This is a genomic window from Haloarcula taiwanensis (assembly GCA_002844335.1).
Classification (GTDB): Archaea; Halobacteriota; Halobacteria; order Halobacteriales; family Haloarculaceae; genus Haloarcula; species Haloarcula taiwanensis.
On record CP019154.1, the window covers coordinates 516123 to 528301 of the forward strand.

12 protein-coding genes, 1 tRNA gene and 1 pseudogene are annotated in these 12179 nt (G+C 63.8%); 9 read left to right on the top strand and 5 right to left on the bottom strand.

The features are described from left to right. The first annotated feature begins 88 nt into the window (after positions 1-88). The 3 genes from BVU17_02700 (at position 89) to BVU17_02710 (ending at position 2813) form a co-directional block, all read left to right on the top strand. Positions 89-1126: a heme biosynthesis protein gene (locus tag BVU17_02700; GenBank protein ID AUG46481.1), complete on the top strand. Its 1038-nt coding sequence runs from the start codon at positions 89-91 to the stop codon at positions 1124-1126. A gap of 73 nt (positions 1127-1199) precedes the next feature. Continuing rightward, complete coding sequence (locus BVU17_02705; GenBank protein ID AUG46482.1) at positions 1200-1799, top strand: DNA-binding protein; 600 nt, start codon at positions 1200-1202, stop codon at positions 1797-1799. 87 nt (positions 1800-1886) lie between these two features. After that, positions 1887-2813, top strand: a complete 927-nt coding sequence (locus tag BVU17_02710) for a GTP cyclohydrolase (protein ID AUG46483.1) — start codon at positions 1887-1889, stop codon at positions 2811-2813. A gap of 209 nt (positions 2814-3022) precedes the next feature. Here the strand turns inward: BVU17_02710 and BVU17_02715 are convergent. Next, a pseudogene (locus BVU17_02715) lies at positions 3023-3829 on the bottom strand (transcriptional regulator). Between the two features lie 76 nt (positions 3830-3905). Then, positions 3906-5519, bottom strand: coding sequence for a thioredoxin domain protein (locus BVU17_02720; protein AUG46484.1), 1614 nt, complete (start codon positions 5517-5519; stop codon positions 3906-3908). A gap of 79 nt (positions 5520-5598) precedes the next feature. Here BVU17_02720 and BVU17_02725 point away from each other — a divergent pair, with 79 nt between their 5' ends. The 3 genes from BVU17_02725 (at position 5599) to BVU17_02735 (ending at position 7755) form a co-directional block, all read left to right on the top strand. Beyond that, positions 5599-6975, top strand: coding sequence for a cytochrome P450 (locus tag BVU17_02725; GenBank protein ID AUG46485.1), 1377 nt, complete (start codon positions 5599-5601; stop codon positions 6973-6975). Between the two features lie 73 nt (positions 6976-7048). Next, entirely contained in the window at positions 7049-7600 is a 552-nt protein-coding gene (locus BVU17_02730; GenBank protein ID AUG46486.1) for a membrane protein FxsA, read from the top strand. Positions 7601-7681: 81 nt separating this feature from the next. Then, positions 7682-7755: transfer RNA gene (locus tag BVU17_02735), tRNA-Ile, on the top strand. Positions 7756-7822: 67 nt separating this feature from the next. Here BVU17_02735 and BVU17_02740 read toward each other — a convergent pair. Continuing rightward, a complete protein-coding gene (locus BVU17_02740) occupies positions 7823-8236 on the bottom strand; it encodes a low molecular weight phosphatase family protein (protein ID AUG46487.1) in 414 nt (137 codons plus the stop codon). A 380-nt stretch (positions 8237-8616) separates the two neighbouring features. Continuing rightward, positions 8617-9903 (bottom strand): hypothetical protein, encoded by a 1287-nt coding sequence (locus tag BVU17_02745; GenBank protein AUG46488.1) that lies wholly within the window; start codon positions 9901-9903, stop codon positions 8617-8619. A 100-nt stretch (positions 9904-10003) separates the two neighbouring features. On the opposite strand from BVU17_02745, the gene BVU17_02750 reads away from it, so the two are divergent. Genes BVU17_02750 through BVU17_02760 form a run of 3 tightly spaced genes read left to right on the top strand, consistent with a single transcriptional unit; the run spans position 10004 to position 11590 of the window. Beyond that, entirely contained in the window at positions 10004-10399 is a 396-nt protein-coding gene (locus tag BVU17_02750; GenBank protein AUG46489.1) for a hypothetical protein, read from the top strand. Between the two features lie 47 nt (positions 10400-10446). Beyond that, positions 10447-11043: a ribonuclease H gene (locus BVU17_02755; GenBank protein AUG46490.1), complete on the top strand. Its 597-nt coding sequence runs from the start codon at positions 10447-10449 to the stop codon at positions 11041-11043. After that, positions 11036-11590 (top strand): rnhA operon protein, encoded by a 555-nt coding sequence (locus BVU17_02760; GenBank protein ID AUG46491.1) that lies wholly within the window; start codon positions 11036-11038, stop codon positions 11588-11590. The genes BVU17_02755 and BVU17_02760 overlap by 8 nt, the downstream gene beginning before the upstream one ends. A gap of 84 nt (positions 11591-11674) precedes the next feature. On the opposite strand, the gene BVU17_02765 is transcribed toward BVU17_02760, so the two are convergent. Then, entirely contained in the window at positions 11675-12034 is a 360-nt protein-coding gene (locus tag BVU17_02765) for a PadR family transcriptional regulator (protein AUG46492.1), read from the bottom strand. Between the last annotated feature and the right edge of the window lie 145 nt (positions 12035-12179).

A 12179-nucleotide genomic window follows, 5' to 3' on the forward strand; every position in this document is an offset into this window, starting at 1 on the left:
TTCAAAAGCCCCTGCGTTTCGTTCTCAATTTGTGGGAACTGACCGCCTTCCCGAAAGGGATACACGACTACGCTCCTAATCGTGTACAATGAGTCTCAAGTCGGGTGAGTGGCGCGAGCAGATCGACGAGGTAGACGCTGCGCTCATCGACGAGTTCCAGAGCGATTTCCCGATTCAGGAACATCCCTTCGAGGCTGTCGGTGAAGCGTTGGGAGTCTCGGCGGGGGAAGCACTCGACCGGGTCAGAACACTCCGTGACGACGGTATCTTCCGTCGGTTCGGCCCAGTCCTCAATCCGCCAGTCATCGGCTCTTCCACGCTGGCGGCTGTCAGTGCCCCGGAAGACCGGTTCGACGAGGTCGCAGAGATAATCAACGGGTACCGACAGGTGAATCACAACTACGCTCGCGACCACGAGTGGAATATGTGGTTCGTTGTCACTGCAGGCTCTCGACAGCGGCGCGACGAGATCCTAGCCGAGATTGAGGAGCGAACCGGTTGTTCGGTACTCGTCTTGCCGATGTTGACCGACTACTACATCGATCTTGAGTTCCCGGTTGTCAACGGGGACCGGTTCGCCCGGGAGAGTCTGGAGACGACCGACGCCACTGCGACCCGCATAAGCGAAGATGCCGCCGCGGACCTCTCGGAGCTGGACCGACAGTTGTTGCTCGAAATCCAGACCGGCTTCCCGCTTGTCGCAACACCCTACCGCAACGTGGCAGACGCTCTCGATGCCGACGTGTCGGACGTACTCTCGGCGATCAAGCGCCTCCAGCAGACTGGCTGTATCAAGCGTATCGGCTGTGTCGTGAATCACATCGTTACCGGGTTTGACAACAACTGTATGGTCGTCTGGGACGTGCCGGACGACGCTCTTGACGAGCGCGGGCAGGCAGTCGGCGAACTCCCCTACGTCACGCTCTGCTATCATCGGCCACGCCGCCCGAAGCAGGACTGGCAGTACAATCTCTTCACCATGATTCACGGGCGCGAAGCGGCCATTGTCGACCAGAAGATCGACGAACTCGCGACCGAACATCTGCCGTACGACCACGACCGACTGTACTCGACGGAGACGCTCAAACAGACTGGGGCACGATACGACGATATTGTCGGCCAGTAACCATTTTCAGTCAGGTCGTCTCGGGCAAGATGGCCGGAATCCTTTTGCAATTCTGTGGTATATATGCTAGCTAATGACAGAGAGGCGACGAGCGACGATCCTCGTTGTCGATGACGAGCCAGCGGTGGCTGACGTGTACGCGGACCAGTTACGTGACCGGTACGCAGTCGAAACGGTGTACAGCGGTGAGGCAGCCCTTTCGAAGCTAGATTCCACAGTCGACGTTGTCCTGTTAGACCGGCGGATGCCGGACCGCTCCGGCGACGAGGTACTGTCGGCGATCCGTGAGAAACGCTACGACACACGCGTGGCAATGGTGACCGCAGTTGACCCCGATTTCGACATCATCGAGATGCCCTTCGATGATTACGTCATCAAACCGGTGTCGAAAGAGGACCTCTTCGGGACAATCGAACAGTTGCTTCGGTACGCCGATTACGAGGAACGACTGCGTGAGTGCTACTCGCTCACGGCGAAATACGCTGCACTGGAGTCTTCAAAACCACAGGCGGTCCTCGATGAAAGCGAGGAGTTCACTGCACTGAGAGCCGAGCTTACCGAAGTCCGTGCGGAACTTGACGAACTCACGGGTTTGTTCGACGCCACTGACTTCGAGTTGCTGTTCCGAAACTTTGAGACGGACGAGTCAATGCCGGACAGCACACAGTTTTGATCCGGTTCGGAGTGGTCGCTTCGGGACTCACGGCGACCCGCCCACCCTTTCGAAAGCACTAACCGATTCTCTTCCATAGAGAGGGCAATGAGTCAACAACTCCCGGACGTGCAGGCGTCGAGTCCGGACGTAACGGTCGGTCTCAATCGCGTCGGTGTGACGGGCGTCGAGAAGCTCGTCAAACTGGGGCGTCGTGACCGCGACCCCATCGTACTCATGGCGGAGTTCGAAGTGTTCGTCGACCTGCCGTCTTGGCGAAAGGGTGCCGACATGTCCCGCAATATGGAGGTCATCGACGAGACGCTGGAGACCGCCGTCTCCGAGGAGGCCTACCGGGTCGAGGACGTCTGTGGCGACGCCGCCGAACTCCTGCTTGAGAAGCACGACTATACGACGAAAGCGGAGGTTCGGATGGAAGCCGAGTACGTCACACACGAGAAGACGCCGGAGTCGGGGATGGCCACCCAGTCGACGGCCGATATCATCGCCTCGGCGACAGCGACCGAAGACGGGACGAGCGAGGAAATCGGTGCCCGCGTCACCGGGATGACCGTCTGCCCGTGTTCGCAGGGGATGTCAGCCTCTCGCGCCCGTGAAACACTCCAGCAGCTCAACGTCGAAGACGATGTCATCGAAGAGTTCCTCGAAACCAACCCACAGGCCGGCCACTCACAGCGCGGCCACGCCACGCTCACCGTCCAGAGCGACGGCGCGCCTGAGGTCGACCTGAATGAACTCATCGAAGTCGCCCGGGATTCGATGAGCGCCCGCATCTACAACCTCGCGAAGCGGCCCGACGAGGACCACATGACCTACGAGGCCCACAAAGACGCCAAGTTCGTCGAGGACTGCGTCCGCGCCCTCGCCGAGGGCGTCGTCGAGACGTTCCCGGACCTGCCGGACGACGCCGTCGTGACGATGAAACAGTCGAACGACGAGTCCATCCACCAGCACAACGCCCACGCCGAGCGCGTCGCGCAGTTGGGCGATTTGCGGCAGGAAGTCGGCGAGTAGCGAGGACTGAGCGAAGCGAAGTCCTCGGAACGTCGAGCGGGGAGCGTAGCGACCCGCGAGACTACCTTAGTTGTTGAACGAAGCGCAGTCCTCGAACCGTCGAGCGAGGTGCACGAGACGCGCCGCGTCTCGATTGCGAGCGGTGAAGCCGCGAGCGCAATCTCGCGGTCGCTGTCTGTGACTCTGTTTCTCACTCACCGATGACCCAGTTACGGCGGGCCGACCGGCTTTGCTTCTGCCCAGTGTTCTTCGAACGCCTGGCTGATATCGGCAGTGAAATCGGAGTCTTTCATGTCGATGACGCCGAAGGTTTCCTCGCGGCCCAGCGGGTGCGGGACCTCGATACAGACCTCGACCCCATCGAGTAGCTCGAACGTGGTCCTGATGTTGGGGCTGGCGCGGGCACTGTAGTTGTCGTAGTGGAAGAGGCGCTCGTAGTACTCGCGGTTGGCTTCTTCAGGAAGACTCTCGAACAGATCCGGCCGAACGAGCAGAGACACTTCGACGCCCCGTTCCAGCGCCGCTTCGAGTTCATCCACGATTCGCTCGGTCCCGGAGAGGATGTCGACCTGCCGGGCGGGTGCCGAGCCGACCATGATAATCTCGTCGTCGGCGGCGGCCAGCCGCTCAAGCAATAGGTCAAGCGAATTGTCGGGGCCAACGGCGGCTGTCCAGAACGGCTCCTCGACGGGCTCTGCCGACTCCAACTGTGTCGAGAGGTCGTCGACGATTTCCTCGTACTGGCCGACTTTCTCCTAGAGTTCCCGCTTCTTGTCCTCGAGCAGGCGGTCGAGAGCCGTGTCCGGTTCGACGGCGACGTATTTTTTGGGTCGGCTGGCGGTCTGGCTGCGGACGAGATTGTACGTTTCGAGGCTGTTTAGCACGTCGTAGATGCGGCCCATCGGAACGTCGCTGGCCCGCGATAGCTCCTTGGCCGTTGTCGGCCCTGTTTCCAGCAGTGATCGGTATGCTCTGGCTTCATATTCGGAGAGTCCGAGATCTCTGAGACTGGACATACCCATACATCAAGGTACGTGTGCAAAAACTTGTCGGGGGTTTACCGTTTGTCCACGTTTGCGGCCGTTGTTCGTGTCAGTGCTCGCCAGTGAGTGCGGCTTCGAGTTCGGCCGGGGTCGTCCCCTCGGCGACGATAGCATCCCCGTCGAGGAGTCGTGCCGTGCCGTCGCCGTCCGGCTCCGGGACGACGGTGATTTCGTGATCAGCCAGTCGAAGCGCCGCGCGGTGGAGATCGGTCCCTGCCTCGGTCCCGACCGTGAGCGTCTGGGGCTGCTGGAGACGCGCCGCAACACCGGCGTAACCAGCGACTTCGACGCCCATGCGCTCGGCCGCGCCGGCGAAGGACTCGACCGCTGAAAGCGCTGCGTTGCGGTATCGGTCCTCACCGGTGAGCGCCGCGAGGTCGACCAGTGCGTCGGCCAGTTCCACCGTCGCGTCGAGTGGGTGAAGCGAGCGGTCACAGAGCCCTGGCCCGCTTGCAGGCCCGTCACGGAACGCACCTCCGTCCTGCTGGCGGTTTTCGATCGTCCAGTCCGCGACAGCTTCGGCTGGCCCCGGCTCACCGAGGACCTGCCAGCTCGTCGTCAGCCCCTGGAGGAGCTGTGCCTGGTCCAGCAGCAGGCCGGTGTCGCTGTCCGTGCCGTCGTAGTGGGCTACCTCGCCGCCGTGGACGAGGGACTCACAGACCGCGTCCCGTGCGCGAGTCGCGTACTGCCGGGCGCGCTCGTCGTCGGTGTAGGCCGCCACCCACAGCAGGGCGTCGATGGCGAGGCCGTTGCGGTCGGCGAACACCGTGTCGTCGATGTTCGGAGGTACCGTTCCCTCCCGCTCGCTCGGTTCGAGCCGGTAGTACTCGTCGGAGCCGGCCTGGCTCGCGGCGAAGGCGTCGTCGGCCCACAGCGTCGTCGTGAGGTAGTCGACAGTCCGCTGGGCGGCGTCCCGGTACGCTTCGGTCCCGGTGTACCGGTAGCCGTGGGCGAACGCCCGGACCAGCGCAGCGTTCTCGTCCAGTAGTTTCTCCCGTCGCGGGTTCCCCCAGTTGCGCTCCGTGGCGTACCGAAAGAAGCCGCCGTCGTAGGTATCCAGCAGGTGGGTCCGAATCGCCTCCAGCGTCCGGGTCGCCTGGTCGCGCGCCCGGACGAGGGCGAACTCCACGGTCCGTGGCAGCGGGAACTTCACGTCGGTTCCCCAGCCGCCGAACTCGTCGTCGAACGCGCCTAGCAGTTGCTCGACCATGTGCTCCTCGATGCGCGGGCGGAGCTCGCCAGCAGGGGGTGATTCGTCCTGTAGCTGCCGTGGGACCGACCCCGCCGCCGCGCCTTGGGCGTCCCACGATTCCCGGACAGAGTCCAGAATACCGCGGAACCCGTCCGGTCCGAGGAACGTCGCGCCGGTAATGACCTCGCCTTCAGGTGTCAGGAACACCGTCGACGGGAACCCGCCCATCGTGTACCGCTCCCGGACGCGGGGATTGCGGTCGGCATCGACACGGACCGGGATGAACCCGTCGTTGATGTTGGCCGCGATGCGGGGCTCGCCGAACGTCCCGCGGTCCATGGCCCGGCACTCAGCACTCCACGGGACCGTCAGCGCCAGCAGCACCGGCTTCCCCGACTCGGCGGCGTCCTCGAAGGGGGCCGGTCCCCACTCGCGCCACTCGACCTTCGTGTCGCGTGCGTACTCGTCCATACCTGCCCTGGGCGGTGAGCGTACAAAGGCTCTCTCACTCGGCGAAAGACCGATTGTCGGGGCGACCCAAGCGTCGGCGATGGATACCCCGCAGGCGATTCCCGAAACACCGGAGCCGGTCACGCCGGGTGACCGGCCGCCCCGACTCGGCCGCGTCCCGTTCATCGACAACACCGCCGCGATGCTACGTGACCCGCTCGGGTTTTACGACCGTGCCGGGGCCCACGAGGCCGACGTGGTGGGGTACAGCGTCGCCGGGACGACGGGCTGTTTCGTCTGCCACCCGGACCTCGTCGAGCAGGTGCTGGTGACCGACGCCGACGCCTACGAGAAGGGGAAACTACTGCAGGACACGCTCGGTCAGTTCATCGGCGAGGGGCTGTTCCTGCTGGAGGGCGAGGAGTGGCAGCGCCAGCGGACGGCGCTCCAGCCGGCGTTCTACCGGGAGCGCATCGCCGCCTACGGCGACACGATGACCGCGTTCGCCGACCGGACGGCGACGGGATGGCGCGACGGCCAGCGTCTCGACGTGCGCCCGCACATGCAGTCGCTGACGCTGAACATTCTCGGCAAGACCCTGCTCGACGTGGACATCGAGACCACTGCGGACGCGCTGGAACCGCTGCTGGACGCGCTGCGCGAGCGCCTGGACCCGCGGTCGCTGTCGGCGTACCTCCCGCTGTGGGTCCCGACGCGGACGAACCGCGCCGTCACTAATTCGCTGGCCGAGTTCCAGTCCACGCTCGACGACGTCATCGCCGCCCGCCAGCGCGAGGCCGACCGCGCCCGCGAAGCCCGCGACGACGTGCTCTCCCTGCTGCTCTCGCTGGACGACGAGACGATGGACCGCGAGCGACTGGGCCACCAGCTGCTGACCTTTCTGGTCGCCGGCCACGACACGACGGCGCTGACGCTGACCTACGCCTGGTTCCTGCTGGCGAACAATCCCGACTGCCAGCGACGCCTGCACGAGGAACTTGACGCAACACTGGGAAACAGACAGCCGACGCCCGAGGACCTGTTCGACCTGCCGTACCTCGACGCCGTGGTGAACGAGGTGCTCCGGCTGTACCCGCCCGCTTTCACCGTGTTCCGTCAGCCGACGGAGCCGGTGACCCTCGGCGGATACGAACTCTCGACGGACGCACAGCTCACCCTCCCGCAGTGGCTCATCCACCGCGACGACCGCTGGTACGACGCGCCCGACGCGTTCCGCCCTGAACGGTGGGACGACGACCTCGAAGCGTCGCTCCCGGACTACGCCTACTATCCCTTCGGCGGCGGCCCGCGCCACTGTATCGGCATGCGCTTCGCCCGGATGGAGGCCAAACTCGCACTGGCGACCATCGCCCAGCGGTACGCCGTCGAAGCAGTCACCGAACCGCCGCTCTCACTGGCGATGCAGATTACGCTGAGTCCCGCAGAGCCAGTCGAAGTCCGATTACGAGAGCGGTGAGCGCCTGACCGGGCGGCCGACAGTCCGGTCTCGCTCTCGAAAGGCGTTTGGGGGCGGGCCTGCAAGCAGTCGTATGCTCCGGGTCATCGGGCTGTTGCTGCTCATCCCGCTGTTCGACATCGTGTTGCTGGTGACGGTCGCGATACCGTTCCTCGGCCCGCTCGTGACGGTCGCGCTCGTCGTCCTGACGGCGCTGGTCGGCATGCTGCTGGTCCGTGCCGAAGGCCGTGCGACGCTCCGGCAGATACAGCAGCGGCTCGCGGTCGGCGAACTCCCGACCGACGAACTCATCGACGGCGGCCTCCTCATCGCCGCCGGCGCGTTCTTCCTCACGCCCGGCCTGGTGACGGACTTCGTCGGCCTGCTGCTCGCGGTCCCGTTCACCCGCTACCCCGTCCGGGCCGCCACGCGCCGCTGGGTCGTCCAGCCCTACGTCGACGCCAAGACCGGCGGCTTCGCCAGCGGCCAGGTGTATGTCGGCGGCTTCCCCAACGACGAGAACGGGCCCACTGGCCCCGGCCCGACTGGTCCCGACGGCGGCTCCGGCACCGGCTCCAGCGGCGGCGGCTCCTTCGACCCCGACGAAGCCACCGACGTCGACTTCGACGACAGCGACGAAAACTGAAGCCCTGACGCGGTTTCACATCCCCAACCGGCCGCGAAACGTTACCCTTTTCAATACCCCTCGGGTACAACTGAATGCGTTGGGCCAATAGCTCAATCAGGTTGAGCGCTCGGCTGATAACCGGGAGGTTCGCGGTTCAAATCCGCGTTGGCCCACTATTCTCGAACCGTCCTGACACCGTGAGAGAGTCGACTGCGTCGTGACGGCGTCAGGCTGGCCGGGCTAGTCGGTGTACTCGTCGAACAGGTCGGCGACGCGCTCCGCTATCTCGTCTCGGATTTCCCGCACGCGCTCGACGGACTGACCGTGGGGGTCGTCCAGCGCCCAGTCGCGGACTGCCACGTCGGCATCGAGGTCGAGCGTCGAACACCCCATCGTCGCAACAACGGTGCAACTGTTGAGTTCGTCGTTCGAAACAGCTTGCGGGACCCGGTCAGATAGGTCGATGTCGAGTTCGGCCATTGCCTCGACGACTTCCGGATGCACTTCGTCTGCGGGGTCCGTGCCCCCGGTCAGGATTTCGACCTCGTCTTCGAGCCCGCGGCGGGCTCGCTCTCGTTCGGCGAACGCTGCGGACATCTGACTCCGGCCGGCGTTCTGGACGCAGACGAACCCGAATCGAAGTGGCGTAGTCATACCTGAGCGTTCCGGGCGAGCGGAATAACCCTTCCTAAGACCGCTATTGTGGGCTATATAGTCGGCGGCCACCGCCCGCTCTGGACCGGTCAGGCGGGAGGACTGCGAGCCAATGAGTGGGAGCCGTCCGGCCGGTGACAGGTCGGCGAACCTATATACCCTTCAGATTGAGGGGCAGTCCCTTCGGTCGTCCCCGTCCCTGCCTGCCACATGCCGGAGTACCGCTTCGCGTGTCCCAACTGCGGTGCGTGTACGACGGTCGACGGCGGCGTCCGGGAGCGCCTGCTGGCGGTCGGGTGTCCGGTCTGTGCCGAATCGGTCGACGCCTGGGCGTTCGTCGAAGTCCCGGCACACACCGACACCTGACGGGCGGCGGGCCGCTAGAAATCGCTCAGTTGCGACTGGAGTCCGGCGACGAGTTCGGACTTGCGCCGCAGTGCCCCGAGGCTGACGGGGAGTTGGTCGGCGATAGCTGTCAGCGTCTCCCGGAAGGACTGGGCGGTCCCGGGTTCACCGTCGAAGGCATTCCGGACCCCTTCGCGCACCTGCCAGACGCCGACGGGTGCCCAGTAGTCGTCGGTTATCTCCCGCAGCACCAGACACTTCGCCTGTCTGTCGCGCTCCTGCAGATGTTCGAGGACGCCGAGCCGCGCCGCGTAGTACGCCCCCGCAGTCTCCTCGACGTAGGCCGTCCGACCCTCGTAGCCCTCGTGGGCACTCGACATGTAGTAGCCAGTCTCCGGACGTGGGTTCCAGACGCTCTGAGGCGCTTTCATTTCGACGAGTTCGAACTCCCAGCGGCCGGGCGCGAGCACGACCCAGTAGCGGTTCCCCATGTACTCGTTGTACCACAGCTCCGGCTTGTCGATGGTGTCGGCGTTGCGGAGCGTCCCGCGGACGTACTGGCCGACCGTGTCGTCGACCGCCGTAATCGACCACCGCGTCGGCACCAGCGACCGTTCGCTGGCCTGGCCGAGCGCGCCCGCCGAGAGGATAGTGTTGATGTCGTAGACGTCGAAGCCCCGACGGTACAGGTACGCCATCGCGCCCTCCGCGCGCCAGTCGTCGTCCGACAGCGTCTTCTCGACGGGCCGGGGGACGTGGGGGTTCTCGGCCAAGTCGGCCCCTGTCGCGTGTGCCCGCGGCCCCGTCGGCGTACCCACGTCGTCGAACTCCACGTCCAGTTCCGGCGTGCCGTCGAGTCCGACCTCCACGTCGACGGGATGGTCCGCGATGGCGACCTCTCGTTGGACGCCGACGAAGCCGTTCCAGACGTCGTGGACGCCGCCGCCACGTCCGCTACCGGCGCTGACCGAGTCGACCGACGCCGTCTGCGTGGAGTTGACCATCCCGGTCCGGCGCTGGAGCACGTCCTCGATGCCCAGCCCCTCCTGGTACCACTCGCCGCTGGTCGCGAACCCGGCCGCGGCGGCGTCGGTGTCGACCGGGGAGAGCAGGCCCGTGGAAACGTTGGGGTATCCCGAGCGACCGACGAATATCTCCGGGGCCGTCGACCCGAACAGCGAATCGCCCTGCACCGCGGCCTCGAACTGGCGCTCGACGTCTTCGAGGTGGTCCGTGATGGCGTAGGACTTCTCCGCAGCGAGCCGCCGCCGCTGTGCGGCTTCGTCCTCTTCGAACCCCTCGATGAACTCGTCGAGTTGCATCTGTCACGCCTTCGGCCCTCCCCGATAAGAACCTTTCCGGGGGTCCGTGGGAGAGCAACTCTTACAGGGTTGGATTGAGTAACAACAGGTGATATAAATCATGGCAAATACAACGAAGTGGTTCCTCCTCGGCGCAACGCTGGTCAGCATGGTTGTCGTATTCGTCTCGGCGCTTATTCCGGTCGCGTACCAGCAGGCGCTGGTCAACCTCCTTGTTGGGGAACTTGCGGCACTCACGCTCGCCCATTCCACGTACCGCGTTTCGTCGGGGAAACAGGTAAGCCCAGCCGCAGCGGCGATAACCATTCTGTCCGGGATCGTTCTGTTTCTCTCACCCATTTTCATCGAGCCTGTCGACCCCATCCTGTCGATAATGTTTGCCGCCGGAGCCGTTGTCACCATCGGCGGGCTGGTCGGTGTCCTGGGTCGGTTCTTGGGCGGTGAAGAGGGCCGACAGACCGGTGCCGAACGCATCAGAAGCAAAGCCGGGAACTGATAGACCGACCACAACGTCTATATCGACGGGTCAGCCACCCTCGGACAATGCCGGTTATCGAATGTGACGAGACGACGGCCCGCGAGCGACTGTCGGATGCGGGGCTCGACATCCGACAGGGAAACACTGATCACGAGCGCTGGCGCGTCGAATATGGCGGCGCGACGGCGGTCGCCTATGACGGAAAAGTCGTTGTTCAAGGTGAGGGGACCGCACAACTTGAGGCCCTGCTGCGCGGCAATGACGGCGGGCGCGTCCATGCGTATTTTGACGGCGCATCGCGGGGCAACCCGGGACCGGCCTCGGTCGGCTACGTACTGGTCGACGACAGCGGGATTGTCACGGAAGGCGGCGAAACGATTGGCACGGCGACGAACAATCAGGCGGAGTACAAAGCGCTCATCCGCGCGGTCGAAGTCGCACGCGATTACGGATTCGACGACGTCCATATCCGAGGCGATTCTGAGCTTATTGTCAAACAGGTCCGCGGTGAGTGGGATACGAACGACCCAGACCTGCGCGAAAGCCGTGTCCGCGTGCGCGAACTGCTGACCGACTTCGACGACTGGCAGATCGAGCATGTTCCGCGGGAAATAAACGACCGTGCGGACGAACTAGCAAACGACGCACTCGACGATGACTGACCTGCCGACAGACGTGACCGAACGGGCCGAACGGCTGACCAGACTCGCTCGCGAGGCGGTCGACGATGCCGAGGCCGACGCCTACAGGACCGAACGCGACGAAATCCTCGCCGGGTACGACTACACTGCCCGCATCAGGAACGATGAGACGGGTGACGTGCTCGTCTGTCATCCCGTCGAATGGGTCGATGACGGCGTCATCCGTCCAGAGCGGGTCGACGACATCGACCGCGGCGTGGAAATACAGCTCTCAGGTCCCGGTGACCCGGACGAGTGGGCGGAGATCGACGCTGCAAACCGGGCTGTCGTCGAAGCTGTGACCGACGCACACGGTGAGACACACGGCGCGAACGCGGAGTTGCTTGCCGACTTCATGGGTAACCACTACGCGAAACCGATCTCCGAGGCGACGCCAGACGAAATCCAGGAGTTTCGGGACGAGTACGTCCGGCGAAATGCGTGGCCAACTGCGGAACAACAGTCGGTGCTCGAGCAGTCGATCCGTCTCACTGTCGAAGAAGCCGGTGGCCGCGTTCCCGATGCGTAACTGCTCGGTACACCTGTCGGTAATCAGTATTTATTCTGCGTTAAGAATTGATTAACAGTAGTTCGCAGGTGCCCAGGTGCGAGTCTACTGCTGTGCCGCGATCAGGTCACGGAGTTCGTCGGCTCGACCGTCATCGGAAATGAACTTTCCGAACACCCAGCCGAGCTGGTCAAGGACTGCGTCCTTGCCCGACTCTGTCAGGGAGTACTGGTTCGTTCGCTTGTCGAGTTCGCTTTTCTCGACGAGACCCATCTCGACGAGGTCGTCGAGATTCGGGTACAGGCGACCGTGGTTGACTTCGTCGTCGTAGTACTCTTCGAGTTCGCGCTTGATAGCGAGACCATACCGCGGCTCTTCAGCGAGTATTACTAGGATATTCTGCTGAAAAGCGGTAAGCTCTTTTGCGATGCCCGGACTGTCAGTAACTGTTTGTGCCTCTGACATAGTTGGGTAAATGTCAGCAAGCTATTTAACACTTGTTAACTCTGGCGCACAACGCCTGCTGTGGGGCATTAACCACCACACAACTAGCAGGTACAATAGTGTTGTTTTCGTTATATTATGTGCTCTCGACCGAATGGCTTTTCCG

Bases quoted from the DNA above. Each gene is read 5' to 3' on its own strand.
- BVU17_02700 (AUG46481.1), top strand. From the start codon at position 89: ATGAGTCTCAAGTCGGGTGAGTGGCGCGAGCAGATCGACGAGGTAGAC.
- BVU17_02705 (AUG46482.1), top strand. From the start codon at position 1,200: ATGACAGAGAGGCGACGAGCGACGATCCTCGTTGTCGATGACGAGCCA.
- BVU17_02710 (AUG46483.1), top strand. From the start codon at position 1,887: ATGAGTCAACAACTCCCGGACGTGCAGGCGTCGAGTCCGGACGTAACG.
- BVU17_02720 (AUG46484.1), bottom strand. From the start codon at position 5,519: ATGGACGAGTACGCACGCGACACGAAGGTCGAGTGGCGCGAGTGGGGA.
- BVU17_02725 (AUG46485.1), top strand. From the start codon at position 5,599: ATGGATACCCCGCAGGCGATTCCCGAAACACCGGAGCCGGTCACGCCG.
- BVU17_02730 (AUG46486.1), top strand. From the start codon at position 7,049: ATGCTCCGGGTCATCGGGCTGTTGCTGCTCATCCCGCTGTTCGACATC.
- BVU17_02740 (AUG46487.1), bottom strand. From the start codon at position 8,236: ATGACTACGCCACTTCGATTCGGGTTCGTCTGCGTCCAGAACGCCGGC.
- BVU17_02745 (AUG46488.1), bottom strand. From the start codon at position 9,903: ATGCAACTCGACGAGTTCATCGAGGGGTTCGAAGAGGACGAAGCCGCA.
- BVU17_02750 (AUG46489.1), top strand. From the start codon at position 10,004: ATGGCAAATACAACGAAGTGGTTCCTCCTCGGCGCAACGCTGGTCAGC.
- BVU17_02755 (AUG46490.1), top strand. From the start codon at position 10,447: ATGCCGGTTATCGAATGTGACGAGACGACGGCCCGCGAGCGACTGTCG.
- BVU17_02760 (AUG46491.1), top strand. From the start codon at position 11,036: ATGACTGACCTGCCGACAGACGTGACCGAACGGGCCGAACGGCTGACC.
- BVU17_02765 (AUG46492.1), bottom strand. From the start codon at position 12,034: ATGTCAGAGGCACAAACAGTTACTGACAGTCCGGGCATCGCAAAAGAG.